This window comes from Streptomyces sp. NPDC055815 (genome assembly GCF_053616475.1).
In genome coordinates, this window is sequence record NZ_JBSHDU010000039.1 from 1 (window position 1) to 23503 (window position 23503).

At 71.2% G+C, this 23503-nt stretch carries 17 protein-coding genes and 2 pseudogenes; 18 read left to right on the forward strand and 1 reads right to left on the reverse strand.

Annotated elements, in window-relative coordinates; translation table 11 throughout:
- The first annotated feature begins 216 nt into the window (after positions 1-216).
- The 3 genes from ACWGN5_RS23735 (at position 217) to ACWGN5_RS23745 (ending at position 4920) form a co-directional block, all read left to right on the forward strand.
- Entirely contained in the window at positions 217-2496 is a 2280-nt protein-coding gene (locus tag ACWGN5_RS23735; protein WP_453518445.1) for a HelD family protein, read from the forward strand.
- 399 nt (positions 2497-2895) lie between these two features.
- Positions 2896-4326: a malic enzyme-like NAD(P)-binding protein gene (locus ACWGN5_RS23740; RefSeq protein ID WP_453518448.1), complete on the forward strand. Its 1431-nt coding sequence runs from the start codon at positions 2896-2898 to the stop codon at positions 4324-4326.
- Positions 4327-4638: 312 nt separating this feature from the next.
- Positions 4639-4920 (forward strand): HU family DNA-binding protein, encoded by a 282-nt coding sequence (locus tag ACWGN5_RS23745; RefSeq protein WP_015033921.1) that lies wholly within the window; start codon positions 4639-4641, stop codon positions 4918-4920.
- A gap of 112 nt (positions 4921-5032) precedes the next feature.
- On the opposite strand, the gene murA is transcribed toward ACWGN5_RS23745, so the two are convergent.
- Entirely contained in the window at positions 5033-6373 is a 1341-nt protein-coding gene (gene murA, locus ACWGN5_RS23750; RefSeq protein WP_351191071.1) for a UDP-N-acetylglucosamine 1-carboxyvinyltransferase, read from the reverse strand.
- A 279-nt stretch (positions 6374-6652) separates the two neighbouring features.
- On the opposite strand from murA, the gene ACWGN5_RS23755 reads away from it, so the two are divergent.
- The 15 genes and pseudogenes from ACWGN5_RS23755 (at position 6653) to ACWGN5_RS23825 (ending at position 23501) form a co-directional block, all read left to right on the forward strand.
- Positions 6653-7213 carry a YqgE/AlgH family protein gene (locus ACWGN5_RS23755; RefSeq protein ID WP_369144515.1) on the forward strand — a complete coding sequence of 187 codons (561 nt, stop codon included), beginning with the start codon at positions 6653-6655 and terminating at the stop codon, positions 7211-7213.
- Between the two features lie 167 nt (positions 7214-7380).
- Positions 7381-8577, forward strand: a complete 1197-nt coding sequence (locus ACWGN5_RS23760; protein WP_453518452.1) for an acyltransferase family protein — start codon at positions 7381-7383, stop codon at positions 8575-8577.
- Between the two features lie 53 nt (positions 8578-8630).
- Positions 8631-8918, forward strand: a complete 288-nt coding sequence (locus tag ACWGN5_RS23765; RefSeq protein WP_015033918.1) for a DUF3039 domain-containing protein — start codon at positions 8631-8633, stop codon at positions 8916-8918.
- Between the two features lie 239 nt (positions 8919-9157).
- A pseudogene (locus tag ACWGN5_RS23770) lies at positions 9158-9622 on the forward strand (extracellular solute-binding protein); the annotation flags it as partial.
- Positions 9622-9945, forward strand: a pseudogene (locus tag ACWGN5_RS23775) (carbohydrate ABC transporter permease); the annotation flags it as partial. The pseudogenes ACWGN5_RS23770 and ACWGN5_RS23775, both read left to right, overlap by 1 nt.
- A 17-nt stretch (positions 9946-9962) precedes the next feature.
- Positions 9963-10811 carry a carbohydrate ABC transporter permease gene (locus tag ACWGN5_RS23780; protein ID WP_453518455.1) on the forward strand — a complete coding sequence of 283 codons (849 nt, stop codon included), beginning with the start codon at positions 9963-9965 and terminating at the stop codon, positions 10809-10811.
- A 1-nt stretch (position 10812) separates the two neighbouring features.
- The gene (locus ACWGN5_RS23785; RefSeq protein ID WP_453518458.1) at positions 10813-12444 is read left to right on the forward strand and encodes a beta-N-acetylhexosaminidase; all 1632 of its coding nucleotides are present in this window, start codon (positions 10813-10815) and stop codon (positions 12442-12444) included.
- Positions 12445-12669: 225 nt separating this feature from the next.
- Positions 12670-13545, forward strand: coding sequence for an FAD binding domain-containing protein (locus ACWGN5_RS23790; RefSeq protein ID WP_366036629.1), 876 nt, complete (start codon positions 12670-12672; stop codon positions 13543-13545).
- Positions 13542-14987, forward strand: coding sequence for a (2Fe-2S)-binding protein (locus ACWGN5_RS23795; RefSeq protein ID WP_453518460.1), 1446 nt, complete (start codon positions 13542-13544; stop codon positions 14985-14987). The genes ACWGN5_RS23790 and ACWGN5_RS23795 overlap by 4 nt, the downstream gene beginning before the upstream one ends.
- Positions 14984-17290: a xanthine dehydrogenase family protein molybdopterin-binding subunit gene (locus ACWGN5_RS23800; protein WP_453518462.1), complete on the forward strand. Its 2307-nt coding sequence runs from the start codon at positions 14984-14986 to the stop codon at positions 17288-17290. Before ACWGN5_RS23795 ends, ACWGN5_RS23800 begins: the two co-directional genes overlap by 4 nt.
- A gap of 119 nt (positions 17291-17409) precedes the next feature.
- A complete protein-coding gene (locus ACWGN5_RS23805) occupies positions 17410-17865 on the forward strand; it encodes a hypothetical protein (protein ID WP_453518465.1) in 456 nt (151 codons plus the stop codon).
- Between the two features lie 92 nt (positions 17866-17957).
- On the forward strand, positions 17958-19409 hold the full coding sequence (locus tag ACWGN5_RS23810) for a WXG100 family type VII secretion target (RefSeq protein WP_453518467.1): 1452 nt from the start codon (positions 17958-17960) through the stop codon (positions 19407-19409).
- Between the two features lie 17 nt (positions 19410-19426).
- Positions 19427-20659 (forward strand): type VII secretion-associated serine protease mycosin, encoded by a 1233-nt coding sequence (gene mycP, locus ACWGN5_RS23815; RefSeq protein WP_453518468.1) that lies wholly within the window; start codon positions 19427-19429, stop codon positions 20657-20659.
- 48 nt (positions 20660-20707) lie between these two features.
- Positions 20708-21130, forward strand: coding sequence for a hypothetical protein (locus ACWGN5_RS23820; protein ID WP_453518471.1), 423 nt, complete (start codon positions 20708-20710; stop codon positions 21128-21130).
- Between the two features lie 52 nt (positions 21131-21182).
- Positions 21183-23501 (forward strand): hypothetical protein, encoded by a 2319-nt coding sequence (locus tag ACWGN5_RS23825; RefSeq protein WP_453518472.1) that lies wholly within the window; start codon positions 21183-21185, stop codon positions 23499-23501.
- The last annotated feature ends 2 nt before the right edge of the window (positions 23502-23503 follow it).

A 23503-nucleotide genomic window follows, 5' to 3' on the forward strand; every position in this document is an offset into this window, starting at 1 on the left:
GGGAGCCTCTGGCGCCGGCAAGGGCGCCGTCCCGTGTGCCCACCCGTCCCGCCCTGCGGGACGATTGCCCACACGGCGCGTGGGCACCGCCCAGCAGGGCGCGGGTCCACACGCGCGTGGGCACCGCCCACACGGGCGCGGGGCCGCGACTGACACGGTGCCCCCTCGTGGCGTACGCTCGACGGCTGCCCAGTGCACGTGAGAAGGGGGCCTTAGGTGGCCGCGCAGGAAGCCGTGGACACGGTCAGAGACCGTGAGATCGGTGTCGAGCAGGAACATCTGGATCAGGTCTACCGCCGACTGGAGGAGAAGATCCACGAGGCGGAGTTCCTGATGAACGACGCCGCCCAGCGGGGCCAGGTCGGCACGCCCGGCGCGCTCGCCGAGCGTGACGCGCAGGTCTTCCGGGCCGGGATCCACCTCAACCGGCTCAACAACGAGTTCGAGGACTTCCTCTTCGGCCGGATCGACCTCCTGTACGGCAAGGACGGGAAGAAGGGCCCCGACGGGGCCTACACCTCCGTCGAGCCCGCCGAGGACGCCGTACGGCCCGACAACACCGCCGAGATCGGCGAGACCCTCCACATCGGGCGGATCGGCGTTCTCGACGCCGACTACTCGCCGCTCGTCATCGACTGGCGCGCGCCCGCCGCCGCGCCCTTCTACCGGTCCACCCCCGTCGACCCCGGCCGCGTCGTGCGCCGTCGCGTCATCCGCTCCAAGGGCCGCCAGGTCCTCGGCGTCGAGGACGACCTCATGCGCCCCGAGCTCCGCGCCACCCTCGACGGCCGCGAGCTGCCCGTGATCGGCGACGGCGCCCTGATGGCCGCCCTCGGCCAGGCCCGCAGCCACACCATGCGGGACATCGTGTCCTCCATCCAGGCCGAGCAGGACCTGGTCATCCGCGCGCCCGCCGCCTCCGTCACGTACGTCGAGGGCGGGCCGGGGACGGGGAAGACGGCGGTCGCGCTGCACCGCGCCGCCTACCTGCTCTACCAGGACCGGCGGCGGTACGCGGGCGGCATCCTCATCGTCTCCCCGACCCCGCTCCTCGTCTCGTACACCGAGGGCGTCCTGCCCTCCCTCGGCGAGGAGGGCCAGGTCGCGATCCGCGCCGTCGGCTCGCTCGTCGACGGCGCCGAGGCCACCGCGTACGACGAGCCCGCCGTCGCCCGCGTCAAGGGCTCCTCCCGCATGGTGCACGTGCTGCGGAAGGCGGCCAGGGGCGCCCTGGAGAGCCCGGACGCCCCGCAGCTCCTGCGTGTCGTCGCCTTCGGGCGGCGGCTCGAGCTGGAGGCCGACGAGCTGCGCCGGATCCGCCACAACGTCCTCGGCGGCACCGCCCCCGTCAACCTGCTGCGGCCCCGTGCCCGCCGGCTCCTCCTCGACGCGCTGTACGCCAAGTCCGGTGCCGCCGGCCGGCACAGCGATCCCGAGCTCGCCGCCGAGCTGCGCTCCTCCTTCGACGAGGACGTCTCCACCGAGGACTCGTTCCTTTCCTTCCTCGACGCGTGGTGGCCCGAGCTCACCCCCCGTCAGGTCCTCGGCGCGATGGTCGACGAGCGGCGGCTCGGCCGCTGGGCCCGCCGGATCCTCAACCCGGGCGAGGTGCGGCGGCTCGCGCGCTCGCTGCGCCGCGAGGAGCTGTCCGTCCACGACGTCGCCCTCCTCGACGAGCTGAACACCCTGCTCGGCGCCCCGGCCCGGCCCCGCAAGAAGCGGGAGTACGACCCGCTGGACCAGCTCACGGGTCTTGAGGAGCTGATGCCCGTACGGGAGGAGACCCAGCGGGAGCGGGCCGAGCGGCTCGCCGCGGAGCGCACCGAGTACGCGCACGTGATCGTCGACGAGGCCCAGGACCTGACGCCCATGCAGTGGCGGATGGTCGGGCGGCGCGGCCGGCACGCCACCTGGACGGTCGTCGGCGATCCGGCGCAGTCCTCCTGGTCGGACCCGGACGAGGCCGCCGAGGCCCGGGACGAGGCCCTCGGCTCCCGGCCGCGGCGCCGCTTCGAGCTCACCGTGAACTACCGGAACCCGGCGGAGATCGCCGAGCTCGCCGCCAAGGTCCTCGCGCTCGCCATGCCGGGCAAGGAATCGCCGCGCGCCGTCCGTTCCACGGGCGTCGAGCCCCGCTTCGTACCGGTCCCGGAGAAGGGCGATCTGGCCGAAACCGTACGTTTGGAGGCGGAGCGGCTCCTCACCCAGGTGGACGGAACCGTCGGTGTCGTCGTCGCCATGAACCGGCGGGACGAGGCCGCGCGCTGGCTCGCCGGCCTCGGCGACCGGGTGGTCGCCCTCGGCTCCCTGGAGGCGAAGGGGCTTGAGTACGACGCGACGGTGGTCGTCTCGCCCGCGGAGATCGCGGACGAGTCCCCGGCCGGCCTGCGCGTCCTGTACGTGGCCCTCACCCGGTCCACGCAGGCGCTCACGGTGCTCGCGGGCGACCGGGACATGCCGGACGAGGCGGGGGTCCCGGACCTGCTGCGGGACTGATCCAGGCCCCTGCTCCGACGGGGCAGGGCGCCGATTTCAGGTCAACCTGTGGCGCTGGAATCACCGGGCAGGGTGGTTTGTTAGCCTTGTCGTGGCACCGGCTCGATCCAAGCCCCCGGGCCCAACCTTCGTCCCTCAGAGGGACCACTTGCCGCGAGGCGAGCATGGCGGGTCGGTGCCATTTAGATGTATGTACGAAGTCGAGGCCCCTGTCACCTCCGGTGACGGGGGCCTCTTCTGTTTTTCCGACAGTTCTCGTATGGTGGAAACTACTTTCCGAAAACAAAATGACCGCATTACCTGCTACCGGCAGGTAGGTGCGACGATCGGAGGGCGCCGCCAGGCAACCAGCCGGGGCGGCGTAGCAACGAAGCTCAGGGAAAGCAGAGGAACTCGGCCATGGCAACGGCGCCCAGCGTCTCGTACTCGATGACGGTCCGGCTGGAGGTTCCCGCCAGCGGAACCGCGGTCTCCCAGCTCACCACGGCGGTGGAGTCCCACGGCGGATCGGTCACCGGCCTCGACGTGACCGCCTCCGGCCACGAGAAGCTCCGCATCGACGTCACCATCGCCGCGACCTCCACCGCGCACGCCGACGAGATCGTCGCGCAGCTGCGCACCATCGAGGGCGTCGTCCTCGGCAAGGTCTCCGACCGTACGTTCCTGATGCACCTCGGCGGCAAGATCGAGATGGCGTCGAAGCACCCCATCCGCAACCGTGACGACCTCTCCATGATCTACACCCCGGGCGTCGCCCGCGTGTGCATGGCGATCGCCGAGAACCCCGAGGACGCCCGCCGCCTCACCATCAAGCGCAACACCGTCGCCGTCGTGACCGACGGCTCCGCCGTCCTCGGCCTCGGCAACATCGGCCCGATGGCCGCGATGCCGGTCATGGAGGGCAAGGCGGCCCTGTTCAAGCGCTTCGCCGACATCGATGCCTGGCCGCTCTGCCTGGACACCCAGGACACCGACGAGATCGTCGCGATCGTCAAGGCGATCGCCCCGGGCTTCGCGGGCATCAACCTGGAGGACATCTCCGCGCCGCGCTGCTTCGAGATCGAGGCCCGGCTGCGCGAGGCCCTCGACATCCCCGTCTTCCACGACGACCAGCACGGCACCGCCATCGTCGTCCTCGCCGCCCTCACCAACGCGCTGCGCGTGGTCGGCAAGGGCATCGGCGACGTACGGGTCGTCATGTCCGGTGCCGGCGCGGCCGGTACGGCCATCCTGAAGCTGCTGATCGCGGCGGGCGTCAAGCACGCCGTCGTCGCCGACATCCACGGTGTCGTGCACGCGGGCCGCGAGGACCTGGTCGACGCCGCCCCCGGCACCCCGCTGCGCTGGATCGCGGACAACACCAACCCCGAGGGCGTCACCGGCACCCTCAAGCAGGCCGTCGTCGGCGCGGACGTGTTCATCGGCGTCTCGGCGCCGAACCTGCTCGGCGCGGAGGACGTCGCCGCCATGGCGGAGGGCGCCATCGTGTTCGCGCTCGCGAACCCCGACCCGGAGGTCGACCCGGCCGCCGCGCGGCAGACCGCCGCCGTCGTCGCCACCGGCCGCTCGGACTTCCCGAACCAGATCAACAACGTGCTCGTCTTCCCGGGCGTCTTCCGCGGTCTGCTCGACGCCCAGTCCCGCACGGTCAACACGGAGATGATGCTGGCGGCGGCCACCGCCCTCGCCGACGTGGTCACCGAGGACGAGCTCAACCCGAACTACATCATCCCGTCGGTCTTCAACGACAAGGTCGCCGGCGCGGTCGCCGGAGCCGTCCGGACCGCGGCGAAGGCCGCGGCCTCGGGCACGGCGCCCGCCGGGCGCTGACGGCGCGTCGCGATTCGCGGAGCCGTAAACCCGCCTTTAGGGTGGCGTTTCGGCTCCGCGCGGTTTTCGCGGCGTCGACAGAACGTCACCACCACGGGGCTCGGGCGCTTTTCGTGTGACCCGCGGGGGTGCCGGATTGGCGTTCCCGCCGCTGGTGGGGGCAGGATGCGTGTTTGGGCGCGAGGGTCTGTCGTTTGACCCGGGTCCGGGGACTGTCCGAGGGCCCTGGCAGCATCGGCTTCGCTGTACCCAATCGCGCGGCTTCCGCCGCGTGGCACGCCTCACAGGCAAGAAGAACACGGGAGTAACAACATGAACCGCAGTGAGCTGGTGGCCGCCCTGGCCGACCGCGCCGAGGTGACCCGCAAGGACGCCGACGCCGTGCTGGCCGCTCTCGCCGAGACCGTCGGTGAGGTCGTCGCCAAGGGTGACGAGAAGGTCACCATCCCCGGCTTCCTGACCTTCGAGCGCACCCACCGTGCCGCTCGCACCGCTCGTAACCCGCAGACCGGCGACCCGATCGACATCCCGGCCGGCTACAGCGTGAAGGTCTCCGCGGGCTCGAAGCTCAAGGAAGCCGCCAAGGGCAAGTAAGGCGGCCTAGAGGCGCAGAAAGGGCGGCCACCCTGTCAGGGGGTGGCCGCCCTTTCGTTCGTGCCTGTACGGGCCCGTGACGCCACGCGGGGCGTCACGGGCCCGTTCCGTACTAGACCAGCGCGCTGCCCGGGAGCTCGACCTTCGCGCCCAGCTCGACGAGCTTCTCCATGAAGTTCTCGTAGCCGCGGTTGATCAGGTCGATGCCGTGGACCCGGCTCGTGCCCTGGGCCGCGAGGGCCGCGATCAGGTACGAGAAGCCGCCGCGCAGGTCGGGGATGACCAGGTCGGCGCCCTGGAGCCGGGTCGGGCCCGACACGACCGCCGAGTGCAGGAAGTTCCGCTGGCCGAAGCGGCAGTCGGAGCCGCCCAGGCACTCGCGGTACAGCTGGATGTGGGCACCCATCTGGTTCAGCGCGGAGGTGAAGCCGAGCCGGGACTCGTACACCGTCTCGTGGACGATGGAGAGGCCGGAGGCCTGCGTCAGGGCCACGACCAGCGGCTGCTGCCAGTCGGTCTGGAAGCCGGGGTGCACGTCCGTCTCCAGGTGGATCGCGTTGAGCGAGCCGCCCGGGTGCCAGAAGCGGATGCCCTCGTCGTCGATCTCGAAGGCGCCGCCGACCTTCCGGTACGTGTTGAGGAAGGTCATCATCGAGCGCTGCTGGGCGCCGCGCACGTAGATGTTGCCCTCGGTGGCCAGCGCCGCGGACGCCCAGGAGGCCGCCTCCAGGCGGTCCGGGAGCGCCCGGTGGGTGTAGCCGTCGAGGCGGTCGACACCGGTGATCCGGATGGTCCGGTCGGTGTCCATGGAGATGATCGCGCCCATTTTCTGCAGGACGCAGATCAGGTCCTCGATCTCGGGCTCCACGGCCGCGTTCGACAGCTCGGTGACGCCCTCGGCGAGGACGGCGGTGAGCAGCACCTGCTCGGTCGAGCCGACCGAGGGGTACGGGAGGCGGATCTTGCAACCGCGAAGACGCTGCGGGGCCTCCAGGTACTGCCCGTCGGCGCGCTTCTCGATGGTCGCGCCGAACTGGCGGAGCACGTCGAAGTGGAAGTCGATGGGCCGGCCGCCGATGTCGCAGCCGCCCAGACCCGGGATGAAGGCGTGGCCGAGGCGGTGCAGCAGCGGGCCGCAGAAGAGGATCGGGATGCGCGACGAACCGGCGTGGGCATCGATGTCAGCGACGTTCGCGGACTCGACGTGCGTCGGGTCGAGGACGAGCTCGCCGGGCTCCTCGCCCGGGCGGACCGTCACTCCGTGCAGCTGGAGCAGCCCGCGGACCACGCGGACGTCACGGATGTCGGGAACGTTGCGCAGGCGGCTGGGGCCGCTGCCGAGCAGGGCGGCGACCATCGCCTTGGGCACGAGGTTCTTCGCGCCGCGGACGCGGATCTCGCCCTCCAGCGGGGTTCCGCCGTGGACAAGCAGGACATCGTCTGTGCCGGTCATGAATCTCGCGTTCCGAAAGTGGGGTCCGACGGGTGGCCAGAGAAAAGGGTAAGGGGCCATAAGACCCCGATCGGGCGCCTCATGGGGCCTGTCAGATGTAATGAATTCGGCACAACACCCTCTGTTCCCATGATCTTGCGGAGCGTCACCGTCCGCTTGTCCCCGAGGGGCGGCCCGGCACCGCGGCCCCGTCCGTCCTGAACTGCGGTGGGTCCCGCCTTCCCGCCATCCCGTCCGACAACCCCCCGCGAACGCCGAAGATGCGGGATCATGTGTCGCATGACCGAGGTGTCCTCGCTCACAGGACGGCTGCTCGTGGCCACCCCCGCGCTGGCGGACCCGAATTTCGACCGCGCGGTGGTCCTGCTGCTCGACCATGACGACGAGGGCTCGCTCGGCGTCGTCCTCAACCGGCCCACGCCCGTCACCGTCGGCGACATCCTCGCCCCCTGGGCCGCCCTCGCCGGCGAGCCCGGCGTCGTCTTCCAGGGCGGTCCCGTCTCGCTGGACGCGGCCCTCGGCGTCGCCGTCATCCCCGGCGACGAGGGCCCCCTCGGCTGGCGGCGGGTGTACGGGGCGATCGGCCTGGTCGACCTGGAGACCCCGCCCGAGCTGCTCGGACCGGCGCTCGGCTCGCTGCGGATCTTCGCGGGGTACGCGGGCTGGGGCCCCGGCCAGCTGGAGTCGGAGCTCGGTGACGGGGCCTGGTACGTGGTCGAGTCGGAGCCCGGTGACGTCTCCTCCCCGCGCCCCGAGACGCTCTGGCGGCAGGTGCTGCGACGGCAGCGCGGCGAACTCGCGATGATTGCGACATATCCGGACGATCCCTCTCTTAACTGACGGCCCGGCACCTCGGGGAAGGGCTCTGTCGTTTGGTCGTCCGCGCGTGCGATACGTGCTTTGGGTGACGTGCGTCTGTTCGTACGGCGACGCGCTACGTACGATGATCCGACTTCGCAGAGCCCACAGTGCGCACATATGCGCCCAGACGATCAAGAGATGACCACGTGTCTGTCATAACCGATGCCCGGAGCGGCCGGGCCTCGGCACGGGTGCCCGCCGAATCGGCCGGATCCGTGCTGCCCACCCGCCTCGACTCGCTGACGAGTCTGCGGTTCTTCGCCGCCTTCGCGGTGTTCGCCCACCACTTCACCGGCGTGGGCGGCAAGACGGGCTACGGACGCGCCCCCTCCATCTTCCCGTACTCGGAGATGGGTGCCCACGGGGTCACCTTCTTCTTCGTCCTCTCGGGCTTCCTGCTGACCTGGGTGTACAAGCCGTACGAGCACCCGGTCGCCTTCTACATACGCCGGGTGGCGCGCATCTGGCCGGCGACCCTGGTCGCCGCCGTGCTCGCCTACTACGTCTTCTACGTCCGGGCCCACGAGGCCGTGGAGTGGAAGTCCTTCATCGCCTCGCTCTTCCTCGTGCAGAACTGGCTCCCCGAGGCCACCCCGACGCTTCCCGGCAACCCGGTGACCTGGACCCTCAGCGTCGAGATCCTCTTCTACGCCCTGTTCCCGCTGCTCGCCCGCTTCGTCGTCCGGATGCGCACCCCGCTCCTGGTCGGCCTGACCATCGCCGGCCTCGTCGGCATGTGGGCGGTCAACTGGTGGGCCTTCGACAGCCTGGCCCCCGAGACGGCCCGCTGGGTCATGCGCCACCCCACCGTCTACCTGCCGCAGTTCCTCGTCGGCATGACGGTCGCCCTGCTGATCCGCCGCGGCTTCCGCGTCCCGCTGCGCCCGATCGTGCCGCTCGCGCTGCTCGCCGCCTACGTCTACGGCTACTTCCAGCTGCGCGCCCACCTGTCCGCCGCCTACGACGCGCAGCTGGAGTACACGCTCCGGCCCACGCTCGCCGTGCTCGCCGCGCTGGTCATCATCGCGTTCGTGCAGCGGGAGATCGCCGGCCACCGCGGTCTCCTCAACAAGAAGCCGCTCATCCTGCTCGGCGTGTGGTCCTACGGCTTCTACCTGCTGCACCACTCGGTGAGCCGCTTCTCCACCTACGAGTGGGGACGGACCGCGGACCGGGACTCGGCCCTCTTCGCGATGCTCGGGATGGGTCTCGTCATCCTGGCGATGTCCTGGGCGCTCTACCGTTTCGTCGAGGAGCCCGCCAACCGCTGGCTCGTCAGCCGCATCCCCGCCCGCTGGCGGCGTACGGCCCCGTCCGTCCCCGTCGCCCAGCACACGCCGTGAGCGCCCCCCTCGGGTCTCCGGTTCCCGCGCGGGCGTGGGTACCCTTGGCGGTTATGAGCACTCTCGAGCCCGAGCGCGGGGCAGGTACGGGAACCCTCGTCGAGCCGACGCCGCAGGTGTCCCACGGTGACGGCGACCACGAGCGCTACGCCCACTACGTCCAGAAGGACAAGATCATGGCGAGCGCCCTCGACGGCACGCCCGTCGTGGCGCTGTGCGGAAAGGTCTGGGTACCGGGGCGCGACCCCAAGAAGTACCCGGTCTGTCCGATGTGCAAGGAGATCTACGACTCCATGGGTGCGGGCGGCGGCGACAAGGACAAGGGCGGCAAGGACAAGTAGCCGAGCCGCCCCGACGTCGGGGCAAGCCCTTCGCGGCCCCCGTCGCGCGTACTCCGGTACGCGCGGCGGGGGCCGTTTCGCGTTCCGGGACGGGCCGGCGCGGCCGATGTGGTCGAGACCTCTTGTCGGCCCGCCCCGGACGCGCCTAACCTCACGCGTGTTGTGCAGCACGAAACGCTCATTGCATATGTTGCAACGCACGCTTTCGGAGGGGATCCGCCATGACGTCCACGACGCCCATGAAGTCCGCCGTCACCGCCGCCGCACTCCTGCTCGCCGGCCTCGCCGCCACCGCCTGCGCGCCCCAGACGTCCGGCGGCCCCGCCGCCGCCGACGAGAAGAGCGGAACCCTGCGCGTCTGGCTCTTCCAGGAGGTGAGCAACACACCCAAGGAACAGGTCGTCCGACAGGCCGTGGCCGCCTTCGAGAAGAGCCACCCGGGCGCGAAGGCCGAGATCGAGTACATCCCCGTCGAGACCCGCGCCCAGCGCGTCAAGGCCGCCTTCAACGACCCCGCGTCGGCGCCCGACCTCATCGAGTACGGCAACACCGACACCGCCGGATACGTGAAGGACGGCGGACTCGCCGACATCAGCGCCGAGTTCGCCGCCTGGGACGAGGCCAAGGACACCGACCCCACCGCCCGGCAGTCCGTCACCGTCGCCGGCAAGGTCTACGGCGCCCCGCTCTTCGTCGGCGTCCGCGTGCCATCCCGTCCGAGATCCTGGAGGCCGCCGCCCTCGACGGCGCCTCGCAGTGGCGGATCCGGCGCTCCGTCACGGCCCCGGTGCTCCGGCCGATCCTGGTCGTCGTCACGATCCAGTCGATCATCTGGGACTTCAAGCTCTTCACCCAGATCTACGTGATGACGAACGGCGGCGGCATCGCCGGCCAGAACCTCGTCCTCAACGTGTACGCCTACCAGAAGGCCTTCGCCTCGTCCCAGTACGGCCTGGGCTCGGCGATCGGCGTCGTCATGCTGCTGATCCTGCTGGCCGTGACGCTCGTCCACCTGCGCCTGCTGTGACGCCAGGGAGAAGAACTGTGACCACCTCCCGTACGTTCCGCATCCGGCGTCCCGGGCGGCTCGCCGCCGAGGCCGTCACCCTCCTCGTCGCGGCCGCCGTCGCCTTCCCGCTGTACTGGATGCTCCTCTCCGCCCTCAAACCGGCCGGCGAGATCCAGTCCACCCACCCCCGGCCCTGGACGCTCTCCCCGTCCCTCGACTCCTTCCGGCGCGTCTTCGAGCAGCAGGAATTCGGCCGCTACTTCGTCAACTCGCTGATCGTCGCGGGCACGGTCGTCCTCGCCTCGGCCCTCATCGCCTTCCTCGCGGCGACGGCCGTCACCCGGTTCCGCTTCCGGTTCCGGACGACCCTGCTCGTCATGTTCCTCGTCGCCCAGACGGTGCCGGTCGAGGCGCTGACCATCCCGCTGTTCTTCCTCATGCGGGACTTCGGCCAGCTCAACACCCTCGGCTCGCTGATCCTGCCGCACCTCGCCTTCTCCCTGCCCTTCGCGATCTGGATGCTGCGCGGCTTCGTGAAGGCGGTCCCCGAGGCGCTGGAGGAACAGGCCCGGATCGACGGCGCGAGCCCCACCCGCTTCCTCTGGCAGCTCCTCTTCCCGCTGGTCCTCCCCGGCCTCGTCGCGACCAGCGTCTTCTCGTTCATCTCCACCTGGAACGACTTCCTCTTCGCGAAGTCCTTCCTCATCAGCGACACCTCGCAGTCGACCCTCCCCATGGCGCTGCTCGTCTTCTTCAAGCCCGACGAGAACGACTGGGGAGGAATCATGGCCGGGTCGACCGTGATGACGATCCCGGTGCTCGTCTTCTTCGTACTCGTACAGCGCCGCCTGGTCTCCGGACTCGGCGGGGCGGTGAAGGACTGACATGACCTCCGACCAGGACCTCATCCCCGCACCGCGCTCCGTCGAGCAGGGAAGCGACGGCCGGCTCCCGCTCGACGAGCGGACCACCCTCGACGCCGGGCCCGGCACCGAGTCCACCGCCCGCTGGCTGCGCGCCACGCTCGGCGCCGCCACCGGACTGCCCCTCCCCGACGGCACCGGGCCACAGGCGATCCGGCTGCTGATCACCGAGGACGCCGAGCGGCCCGAGGCGTACCGGCTCACCGTCGGCGGCCCGGACGCCGCCGTCGCCATCGAGGGCGGCGGCCCCGCAGGCGTCTTCTGGGGCGCCCAGACCCTCCGCCAGCTCCTCGGCCCCGACGCGTACCGCAAGGCGCCCGTACGGCCCGACGCGGCCCGGGACCTCCCGTACGTGACGATCGAGGACGCGCCCCGCTTCGGCTGGCGCGGCCTCCTGCTCGACGTCTCCCGGCACTTCACGCCCAAGGACGACGTCCTGCGCCTGCTCGACCTGCTCGCCGCCCACAAGCTGAACGTCTTCCACTTCCACCTCACCGACGACCAGGGCTGGCGCCTCCAGATCGAGCGATACCCCAGGCTCACCGAGGTCGGCGCCTGGCGCGCCCGCACCAAATGGGGACACCGGGCCTCCCCGCTCTGGACCGAGACCCCGTACGGCGGCTTCTACACCCAGGACGACATCCGCGAGATCGTCGCGTACGCCGCCGAGCGGCACATCACCGTCGTCCCCGAGATCGACCTCCCCGGCCACGCGCAGGCCGCCATCGCCGCCCACCCCGAACTCGGCAACACCGACGTCGTCGACACCGCCGCCCTCACCGTCTGGGACACCTGGGGCGTCAACCCCAACGTCCTCGCCCCCACCGAGGCCGTCCTCCGCTTCTACGAGGGCGTCTTCGAAGAGGTCCTCGACCTCTTCCCGTCCACCTTCGTCCACATCGGCGGCGACGAGTGCCCCAAGGACCAGTGGAAGGCCTCACCGGCCGCCCAGGCCCGCATCAAGGAACTCGGACTCGCCGACGAGGACGAGCTCCAGTCCTGGTTCATCCGCCACTTCGACCGCTGGCTCAGCGCCCGCGGCCGCCGCCTCATCGGCTGGGACGAGATCCTGGAGGGCGGCCTCGCCGACGGGGCGGCCGTCTCCTCCTGGCGGGGGTACGCGGGCGGGATCGCCGCCGCCGAAGCCGGCCACGACGTCGTCATGTGCCCCGAACAGCACGTCTACCTGGACCACCGTCAGGCACCCGGCGAGGACGAACCGATGCCCATCGGATACGTCCGCACCCTCGCCGACGTCTACCGCTTCGAGCCCGTCCCGCCCGGCCTCGCCCCCGAGGCCGCCGCCCACATCCTGGGAACCCAGGCCAACGTCTGGACCGAGGTCATGGAGAACCGCTCCCGCGTCGACTACCAGGTCTTCCCGCGCCTCGCCGCCTTCGCCGAGGTCGCCTGGTCCACGCTCCCCGCGCCGGAGGCGCGCGACCACGCCGGTTTCGAGCGCCGCATGCGCACCCACTACCGGCGCCTCGACGCCCTCGGCGTCGACTACCGCCCGCCCGCCGGACCCCACCCCTGGCAGCAGCGCCCCGGGGTGGCCGGCCGACCCCTGGAGGGCAAGCCCCCGAACGTGTGAGGGACCCGACGTCACCCGGTCACCCAAGAGCGTCGAAAAGGAAGTTACCGTCGCACCCGGGGCGTCCCGGACGGAACAGTCCTTCGCGGACCCTCGCGCCGGACTCCTCGGAAGATGTGCCAGAGTTGCCACGTCCGGCCTGTGAGCACGTACGGTACGCCCACACGCAGGCGCGACGGCCGGGCACAGTCGGGGACCACCGGGACACCGGGAAGGGGCAGCGGGTTGACCACGCACGCACCACAGACGGCGCAGTCCGTGACGCTGCCCGCCTCGCTCGACGAGGCCGTGGCGGCGCTCACGGCCATGCCGGCCGCCGTGCCCGTCGCCGGCGGCACCGACCTCATGGCCGCCGTCAACAAAGGCCAGCTCCGCCCCGCCGGACTCGTCGGCCTGAGCCGCATCAACGAGATCCGCGGCTGGCAGTACCAGGACGGCCACGCCCTCCTCGGCGCCGGCCTCACCCACGCGCGCATGGGGCGCCCCGACTTCGCCGCCCTCATCCCGGCCCTCGCCGCCGCCTCCCGCGCGGCCGGGCCGCCCCAGATCCGCAACGCCGGCACCCTCGGCGGCAACATCGTCACCGCCGCGCCCACCGGCGACTCGCTGCCCGTCCTCGCCGCCCTGGAGGCCGACCTCGTCGTCCTCGGCCCGCTCGGCAGCCGCGAGATCCCCGTCTCCCACCTCCTCGCGGGCCGCGACCTGCTCGCCCCCGGCGAGCTCGTCGGCTTCGTCCGCGTCCCGCTGCTCCACGCCCCCCAGGTCTTCCTCAAGGCCACCGGCCGCACCGGCCCGGCCCGCGCCACCGCCTCCGTCGCCGTCGTCCTCGACCCGGCCCGGCGGGGCGTGCGCTGCGCGGTCGGCGCCGTCGCGCCCATGCCGCTGCGGCCCCTGGAGGCCGAGCGCTGGATCGCCTCGCTGGTGGACTGGGACAACGACCGGGGGCTCGCGCCGGAGGCGCTCGCGGCGTTCGGCGAGTACGTCGCCGCCGCCTGCATCCCGGACCCGCCGGGCGACGAACAGTTGCCCCCGGCCGTACTGCACCTGCGGCGCACGGTCGCCGCACTCGCCCGACGGGCACTGGGGAGGGCACTGGCATGAGCGACGAGCACACGGGTCAGACGGGCGGCTGGGAGCCGCTCCCGCAGAGCGAGGGCTACGACGGCGACGCGACCGCCTTCGTCCAGCTGCCGCCCGACTTCATGCTGGACGGCGTGCCCCTGGAGGCGCCCGGCCACGGCTACGTGCCGCCGATGATCACCCCGCTCCAGCCGCTCACCCCGGCCGCGGCGACGGACCCGTCGGCGACGGGCTCGTGGACGGTGCACGTCCCGACGGAGGCGCAGCAGCCCCAGTACTTCGAGGGCGGTGAGTACGGGGAGCAGGACGGGTCCTTCCAGGGCGTCGAGCACTTCCAGCCACCGGCGTACGTCGAGCACGCGGTGGGGCACGTCGAGCACGTGGAGCACGTCGAGCACCTCGACTACGCGGAGCCGGACCCGCACGCGACGGCGGAGTGGCGCTTCACGGAGGCGGTGGACCCGGGGGTCGACCCCGGGGCAACGGGGCAGTGGCAGATCCCGGCCGAGGTGGCCGAGGTGACGGACGCGGCTGCGACGGGGCTGGAGGAGGCCCAGGCGGCCGGTTCGCCCGCCTCGCCCGCCTCGCCCCCTTCGTACGCCGAGGCTCCGGTGACGCTGCCGGGTGGCGCGCCCGCGCCGTGGGCGCTCCCGGAGGAGCCGGCGGCGGCGGAGGTCGCGGAGGCCCCCGAGGAGGCGCTGGAGGCCGTGTCGGAGGCCGTACCGGCCGTCGCCCCCGAGGCCGCGGGGGAGGCCGTGACGGAGGGCATGGCGGAGGCCGTGCCGTCCGTCGTACCCGAGCCGGCTCCCGAGGCCGTCGCGGAGGTCGTAACGGACGATGAGGCCCCCGGGACGCCCGCCCCCGTGCTGCCGCCCGTCGACGCGTCCATGGACAGCGACGAGCACCCCCACACCTCGTACACCCTGCGGGTCAACGGGACCGACCGGCCCGTCACCGGTTCCTGGATCGGCGAGTCGCTGCTCTACGTGCTGCGCGAGCGCCTCGGCCTCGCCGGGGCCAAGGACGGCTGCTCGCAGGGCGAGTGCGGCGCGTGCAACGTGCAGGTCGACGGCCGTCTCGTCGCCTCCTGCCTGGTGCCCGCGGCGACCGCCGCGGGCAGCGAGGTGCGGACGGTCGAGGGCCTCGCGGTCGACGGCGAGCCCTCGGACGTGCAGCGGGCGATGGCGAAGTGCGGCACGGTCCAGTGCGGCTTCTGCATCCCCGGCATGTGCATGACCGTGCACGACCTCCTGGAGGGCAACCACGCCCCCACGGAGCTCGAGACCCGCCAGGCCCTCGCCGGCAACCTCTGCCGCTGCTCCGGCTACCGGGGCGTGCTCGACGCCGTCCGGGACGTCGTCGCCGAGCGCGAGACGGCCGCCGCGGCCACCGCGCCCGAGGCCGCCGACGAAGCCCGCATCCCGCACCAGATTCCCCACCCGCACGACGGAGGCATGGCGTGAGCAGCGACGCGACCACCGCCGCTCTGGACACCCCTGGTCAGGAGCAGCCCGCCGCGCACGGCCTCGGCACCTCGCTGCCGCAGGCCGAGGCGCGGGCGAAGACGGAGGGCACCTTCCCGTACGCCTCCGACCTGTGGGCCGAGGGCCTGCTCTGGGCCGCGATCCTCCGCTCGCCGCACCCGCACGCCAGGATCGTGTCGATCGACACGACGGCGGCGGAGGCCATGCCGGGCGTACGGGCCGTGGTGACGGCCGCGGACGTGCCGGGCGCGGCCACGTACGGGCGCAGGGTCGCCGACCGGCCCGTCTTCGCCTCGGACCTGGTACGGCACCACGGCGAGGCCCTCGCGGCCATCGCGGCCGACCACCCGGACACGGCGCGGCTCGCGGCCGCGGCGATCGCCGTCGAGTACGAGCTCCTGGACCCGGTGACGGACCCGGAGAAGGCGTTCGCGGCGGAGGCGCTGCACCCCGACGGGAACCTGATCCGGCACATCCCGCTGCGCTTCGGGGACCCGGAGGCGACCGGCGAGGTCGTCGTCGAGGGCCTGTACCGGATCGGCCGCCAGGACCCGGCGCCCATCGGCGCCGAGGCCGGCCTCGCCGTACCCCGCCCCGACGGCGGGGTGGAGATCTACACGGCCTCGACCGACCCGCACACGGACCGGGACCTGGCCGCCGCCTGCTTCGGCCTGCCGCCCGAGCAGGTCAAGCTGGTGGTGACGGGCGTCCCGGGCGCGACGGGCGACCGCGAGGACCCGGGCTTCCAGATCCCGCTGGGCCTGCTCGCCCTCCGTACCGGCTGCCCGGTCAAGCTCACCGCTACGCGCGAGGAGTCCTTCCTCGGCCACGCCCACCGCCACCCGACCCTGCTGCGCTACCGCCACCACGCGGACGCGGAGGGGCGGTTGGTGAAGGTGGAGGCGCAGATCCTGCTGGACGCGGGCGCGTACGCGGACTCGTCGAGCGAGTCGCTCGCGGCGGCGGTGGCCTTCGCGTGCGGCCCGTACGTGGTCCCGCACGCCTTCGTGGAGGGCTGGGCCGTCCGCACCAACAACCCCCCCTCGGGCCACGTCCGGGGCGAGGGCGCGATGCAGGTGTGCGCGGCGTACGAGGCGCAGATGGACAAGCTGGCCGCGAAGCTGGGCGTGGACCCGGCCGAGCTGCGCATGCGGAACGTCATGGCGACCGGCGACATCCTGCCGACGGGCCAGACGGTGACGTGCCCGGCCCCGGTGGCGGAACTCCTCGCAGCGGTACGAGACTTCCCCCTCCCCTCCCTGCCCAAGGACACACCGGAGGACGACTGGCTGCTGCCCGGGGGCCCCGAGGGCGCGGGCGAACCCGGCGCGGTGCGGCGGGGCGTGGGCTACGCGCTCGGCATGGTGCACATGCTGGGCGCGGAGGGCACCGACGAGGTCTCGACGGCCACGGTGCGGGTCATGGACGGGGTGGCCACGGTCATCTGCTCGGCGGTGGACACCGGTTCGGGCTTCTCGACCCTCGCCCGCCAGATCGTCCAGGAGACCCTGGGCATCGACGAGGTGCACGTGGCGCCCGTCGACACGGACCAGCCACCGGCGGGCCCGGCGGCGCACGGCCGCCACACGTGGGTCTCCGGGGGAGCGGTGGAGCGAGCGGCGAAGATGGTCCGCACGCAACTGCTCCAGCCGCTGGCCCACAAGTTCGGCATGTCGACGGAGCTGCTCCAGATCACGGACGGCAAGATCACCTCGTACGACGGTGTCCTGTCGACGACGGTCACCGAGGCGATGGACGGCAAGGAACTCTGGGCCACGGCCCAGTGCCGCCCCCACCCCACCGAGCCGCTGGACGAGTCGGGCCAGGGCGACGCCTTCGTGGGCCTGGCCTTCTGCGCGATCCGCGCGGTGGTGGACGTGGACATCGAACTCGGCGCCGTGCGCGTGGTGGAGATGGCCGTGGCCCAGGACGTGGGCCGCATCCTGAACCCGGCGCAGCTCACCGCGCGCATCGAGGCGGGCATCACCCAGGGCGTCGGCGCGGCCCTCACGGAGAACCTCCGCACGGCCCGCGGTCTGGTCCGGCACCCCGACTTCACGGGGTACGCACTCCCGACATCCCTGGATGCCCCGGACATTCGCATCGTGAAACTCGTCGAGGAACGCGATGTGGTGGCCCCCTTCGGCGCGAAGGCGGCGAGCGCGATCCCGGTCGTCACCTCACCCGCCGCGGTGGCCTCAGCGGTACGCGCGGCGACGGGCCGCCCGGTCAACCGCCTCCCGATCCGCCCCCAGGCAGCGGTCGCCGTGCCCAATTCGTAACCATGTGATGTCCGTTGCTTGTGCAACTGAGAGGTGCGGACTGTCGTCGTTCCTGATTACAGTGGACTTCTTGACTTGTGCCGTTGACGGCATGGTGGTTTCACGGGGGAGGAGCGGGCATGCGAGCTGAGCTGGAGGGCATGACGTCCGGGATGCGGACGCAGGCCGTGAAGTACAGCGCCGACTCCATGCAGAAGTTCAAGCAGGGGGTCGACGCGCTCATCGAGCAGCTCGACGGCTCCGGCGCGAGCGCGGGCAAGCTGAAGGCGGATCCGGTCACCCGTACTCAGTTCGGCGGTGGCGGGGCGGCGTGGGGCGAGGCTCAGGGGGCCTACTCGGCCTACAACGAGACCCTCCACAGTCTCGTGGAGCTCTCCAGCCTGCTCAAGGCATGTCTGGAAGGCCTCGGGATCGCGGTCGTCGCCTCGAAGGACGGCATGGAGCAGATGGACGACGACGTCAAGCGCAAGATGATCCAGATCCACCAGCGCACCTATGACGCCAAGACGAAGGCGGACAAGGAAGCGGGCACCGGCGGCACCGACGCGGCCGAGGGCGACGGCTCCTTCAAGTAGTCGGGCGCGGACAGAATTTCGGGGACACGGGGAAGAGGCGACAGATGAGGCCTGCAGAGGGCGGCGGTGGCGGCGGAACCAACTTCGCTGCCATGAAGCACGAGCAGATGCTGGCGTGGCTGGATGAGGCGAGCAGCTTCTACGTGGGCGACGCGGCGCGGCGGTTGAAGAGCGTCTCGGAGCAGATGGCCAAGATCGCCGGCGAGCTGCGCTCCAGCATGAGGAACATGGACTGGGAGGGCGAGGCCGAGAAGGCGTTCGTCGAGTGGGCCACGAACGTGGCCAACTCGACTACGAGCCTGTCGGACTACGCCGAGCACGGCTCGGTCTGCATGGAGGACAACTCGACCGCCATCGCCTCGGCCCAGAGCGCCATCCCCCGGTACACCTCGCACGAGGCGGCCAAGGCGAATCTGGCGGCCGCCCAGAAGTACCACAACGACCCCGACGCGCAGACCATCGCCCGCAACGCCCGGAACCAGATGTCCCCCAGCGAGGAGTTGGCGGCCATCGAGGCGAAGGAGCGGGAGAACCAGCAGGCGGCGGCGGACGAGATGTACCGCCTCTCCTCCGCCTACCAGTGGTCGAGCTTCCGCATGAAGAACCAGGTGCCGCCCACGTTCCCGCCGCCGCCGGGGGCGTTCGTGCCGGAAGCCCCCGACACCCGGGACAGCGGTTCCTACATCGGTTCCACGCAGGAGACCGGCCATCGCTCCACCGGCACGGACACGAGCACGGGGACGCGGACCACGCACACCCCGCCCAGCACCCCGACCACGCCCGACACGCGCACGGTCCCGCCCACCGGCGACCCGACCGGGCCGACGCACGTCATCAAGCCCGAGGTCCGGCCCGACGCCCCCGTGGACCTGGGCATCGACAGCGTGAAGACGCCGCCGAAGCCGGACATCACCGTGCCGACGACGCAGCTCCCGGGCGGCCCGCCGCCGATCACCAAGCCGGACGGCGGCGCGCCCCCGTTCGTGACGACCGGCGTGCCCCCGCTGACGGCGAAGGGCGGCGGTCCGGGCCCCTTCGGCCCCACCTCGCCCATCACCGGCGGCACCGGCACCCCCCGCGGCCCGCAGACCGGCGGCCTCCGTACCGGGCCCGGCATGCCCCGCGAAGGCATCAGCGGTGGCCGTCAGGTCCCCAGCACCACGGGCCGCCCGCAGACCGGCATCCCGCGCAGCACCGTCGTCGGCAACGAGCCCACCGGCCAGAACCGGACCGGCATGGGCCGCGGCATGGGCGGCGCCCACGGCATGGGCGGCCCCATGGGCGGCGGTGCCGGCCAGAACGGCATCAGCGGTGGCCGTCGCCTCGCCGGCGAGACCGGCGGAGTCGTCGGCGGCAAGGCGCAGCGCGCCGGTGCCGCGGGCGGCGGGCGGCCCTTCACGGCCGGTGGCTCGGGCCTCGTCCGCGGCAACGCCGCGAAGCCCGGAGAGCGCGAGGAGCAGAACGGAGAGCGTCCCGACTACCTGGTCGAGGACGAGGAGACCTGGCAGCAGGGCCGCCGCGTGGCGCCGCCCGTCATCGACTGATCAGCGCGAGGAAGCAGATGCGTACCAGCAGTATTCGTCGGAGCCGTGCCCGAGTCACCGCCTCGGCCGCCTTGGGGATGCTGCTGGTGGGCATCGCTTCCGTGCCCGCCCACGCGGAGAACTTCCGTGCCCAGCAATGGCACTTGGACGCCATGGGCGCGGACGAGATCTGGCAGCTCAGTACCGGCAAGGGCGTCACCGTCGCGGTGATCGACTCCGGCGTGGACAAGGCCAACCCCGACCTGAGCGGTCAGGTGCTGGAAGGCAAGGACCTCGCGACCGACGAGTCCGGTGACCAGTTCACCGACTACACCGGACACGGAACCGGTATGGCGGGCCTGATCGCCGGAACCGGGGCCCGGGACGGAGGCACCGGCGCCTACGGCCTGGCGCCGGGCGCCAAGATCCTTCCGATCCGTGTCTCCGGTCTCGACGCGGGGGGAGGCAGCATGGCGGACAGCGACGAGGAGTTCAATCGCGTCGTGCCGCCGGCGATCAAGTACGCGGCCGACTCCGGTGCCAAGGTCATCAACGTCTCGCTGGGAGCGGGAGCGGGCTCGCAGGCACTCACCGACGCGGTGAAGTACGCGCTGGACAAGGGGTCGTTGATCTTCGCGTCGACGGGGAACACCGCCGACAAGGGCAACCAGGTCGAGTATCCGGCGGCGACCCCCGGTGTCGTTGGTGTCGGCGCCGTCGACGACAAGGCGAAGCACGTCTCGACGTCCCAGTACGGTTCCCAGGTCGACCTGGTGGCACCGGGCAAGGACATGGTGCACGCCTGCGGCGGCGGGACGGGCATGTGCAAGTCGACCGGTACCAGTGACGCCACCGCCCTGGCCTCCGCCGCTGCCGCGCTCCTCTGGTCGAAGCACCCCGACTGGACCAACAACCAGGTGCTGAAGGTCATGCTCGACACGGCCGCGAAGCCCAAGGGAGGTGAGAAGCGCAGCGACTACATCGGCTTCGGCGCCATCCGCCCTCTCCGCACCCTGAAGACGCCCGGCGACCCCGGTCCCGCAGGCGTCCGGCCCATCGACGACCTCGCCCAGACCGCGACGGCGGCCCCGTCCGCCTCCGGTCCGACGGATCCCGCCCCGTCGCAGTCCGTCCCCGCCCCGGCCCCCGCCCCCCAGGCCTCCAAGGACGACGGCGGCAACACCGGCCTCTGGATCGGCCTCGGGATCGGGGCCGCCGTGCTGATCGGTGCCGCCGTCGCCGTACCCGTACTCCGGTCGCGTCGGGGCTGAGCCAGCCCCCTGCCGTCGGCCGTCCGTAACTCACTCATGGGGAAGTAGATGTCGTTCGACGAGGAGTGGAGCCAAGTCCGCAGCGAGAGCGCTGCGATGAGGCTCAACAGCGTGCCCATGGACCCCGGCGGCGGCGGTGGCGGCGGTGCCAGCGACTACAAGGTGACCTCCGCCGACCTCAAGGCCATCGGCAACGAGGCCCAGGAGCTCTTCCACTGGTTCGAGCGGGACGCCTTCCACGCCGGCGCCCAGACCGACACCGCGGCCAAGAGCCTCGACGGCGACGGGTTCCTGACCGGTTCGGCGATGTGGACGATGTGGAGCACCTGGCGCGATCAGGCCGAGGCGCTCCTCAGCGCCTGCGCGCACATCCACAATCACCTCGAGGACACGGTCATCAGCCACACCAACCATGAAGAAGTGCTGGTCACGAACTTCTCCATGTCCGAGATCGACAAGCACTTCAAGTAAGCCCGAGCCGGTGACGGCCACGACGATCGCGCACGGCTGACGAGGGAAACAGATGCTGAAGTTCGACCAGGTCCTCCACGCCCACCTCGGTGGCCTGAAAGAGGCCGTCACCGTCTGGTCGGAGACGGTGTCCAAGCTGGAGAAGACCAAGGAGAAGGCCGAGACCGGCCTCCAGGGCAAGGCCGACAAGGCCGACTGGAAGGGCGAGAACGCCGGTGTGACGCAGGCCTTCGTCCGCAAGACCGCCAAGGAGTTCGGCGACGCCCTCACCGAGGCGAGCAGCATCCGCAACATCCTGCGGGACGCGGAGAGCGAGTTCCAGGCCGCCAAGTCCGAGCTGGAGAAGCTCGTGGCGGAGGCCCCCGGCAAGGGCATCCGCATCGATCCGGACGGTGTCGTCAGCTATCTGATCCACCCCGACCGCCGCGCCAAGGACTACGACGGCCCCAAGCCCGAGCAGGCCGACTTCGAAGCGATGCGTTCGGCGATCAAGGCCGCCGTCGACAAGGCGAACAACGCCGACGACGTCGCCTCCCGCGCCCTGCGCGGACTCGTCGGCAGCGACAAGATGAACTTCTCCGGCACGAACTACGACTCCCTCAAGGCCGCCTCGAAGGCACAGGACGCCGAGGACGCGCACGCCGCCTACGAGCTGTACAAGAAGGGCGACGAGGCCACCCCCGAGGAGATCGACAAGCTCAACGCCCTCTTCAAGGCCAACCAGAAGGACCCGTACTTCGCCGAGAAGTTCGCCCTGGAGGTCGGGCCGAAGGGCAGCATGGAGTACTGGGCCGACATGGGCGACCCCAGCGACGGCTCCCGGCTCGGCGTCGACCACCGCGACAAGCTCAAGGAACTCCAGACGAACTGGAGTATGACGCTCGCCACCGCGACCCATTCCACGAGCCCCGAGATGGAGCAGTGGAAGGCCGACGTCATCAAGGCCGGCAGCGAGCCGATCCAGACGCGCGGCACCAGCCCGTACGGCTTCCAGGTCATGTCCAACCTGATGCGCGTCGGCGACTACGACGACAAGTTCCTGAAGGACTACGGCAACGGGCTCGTCGTCACCGAGCGGAAGATGACCCACGACGGGGCGCTGCCCGCCGACCGCGCCTGGCGCCAGCTGAACGGCATGCCGAGCCACCTGAACTGGATGGGCGGCGACCTCGGCAACGACCCCATGGTCGGCTTCATGGAAGGCCTCGGGCACAACCCCAAGGCGTCGACGGACTTCTTCAACAGCGACATCGACCTCACGCCCGAGAACACCAAGGACAACAAGAAGCTCGACCCGTTCGACTACTTCACCAAGGACCGCGAGTGGCCCGAGGAGATCAACGACAAGGGTGACCGCACCAAGGAGCCCGGCTACAACGCGCTCGGCCACGCCCTGGAGTCCGCGACCACCGGCCACCCGTACGACGCCGAGGCCGACGGCCTCAAGGACGTACGGACCAAGGAGAACGCGGAGGTCATGCAGAAGGTCGTCGAGCGCTACGGCAGCGACCCCAAGTACATGCACGAGCAGCCGGGCATCGACGACAGCCTCGGCAAGATGGGCGCCGCCTACATCGACGAGCTGAACCGCTCCCTGGAGACGGACGGCGACACGACGATGGAGGAGAAGACCAACTCCCCCTTCGGCTTCAACGACGACAAGGGCAAGTCCCGGTTCGGCGAGGAGTTCGACACCGGGCTGCTCTGGAACCGCGGCGACGCCGTCAACTTCATGGGCATCGTGTCGCAGAGCGAGACCGGCCACTCCACGCTCTCGGCGGCCGAGATGCTGTACACGACGAGCGTCCTCGACGAGGTCGGCCCCAAGCCCGGCTCCACCTTCGACGACCGCGACCTCACCGACGCGCGGACCACGCTGCGCGTCGGCTCCGAGGCGCAGGGAATCATGGACGAGTCCCGCATGGCGCAGATCGACAAGGACTACGAGAAGGACTCCGAGGAGCACAAGAAGGCCGTCGGAAAGACGACCGAATGGGTCAAGTTCGGGGTCGGCGCGGTCGCGGCGGGCGGTGTCGTCGCCCTGACCGGCGGCGCCGGTGGCGTACTCGTACCGCTGGCCGCCGAGACGGTGGGCGGCGCGGTGACGACCTTCATCGGCATGGAAGCCGACGACATGGCGGAGAAGTACGAGAAGGACGAGCTGCTCAAGAAGAAGTCCGACGACCTGAAGGACGAGGCGCTGGCCATGGGCAAGGAGAACTCCCTCCGCCCCGGCATCGCCTACGCCAACGCACCCGGCTGGAGCGAGAAGGACCGCAACTACCTCGACGAGGAGCTGGTCAAGTACGTCCGGGACTCGCGCATGCACGCCCGCGACAACTCGCTGCCCGACCCGTACGAGAAGAAGTGACG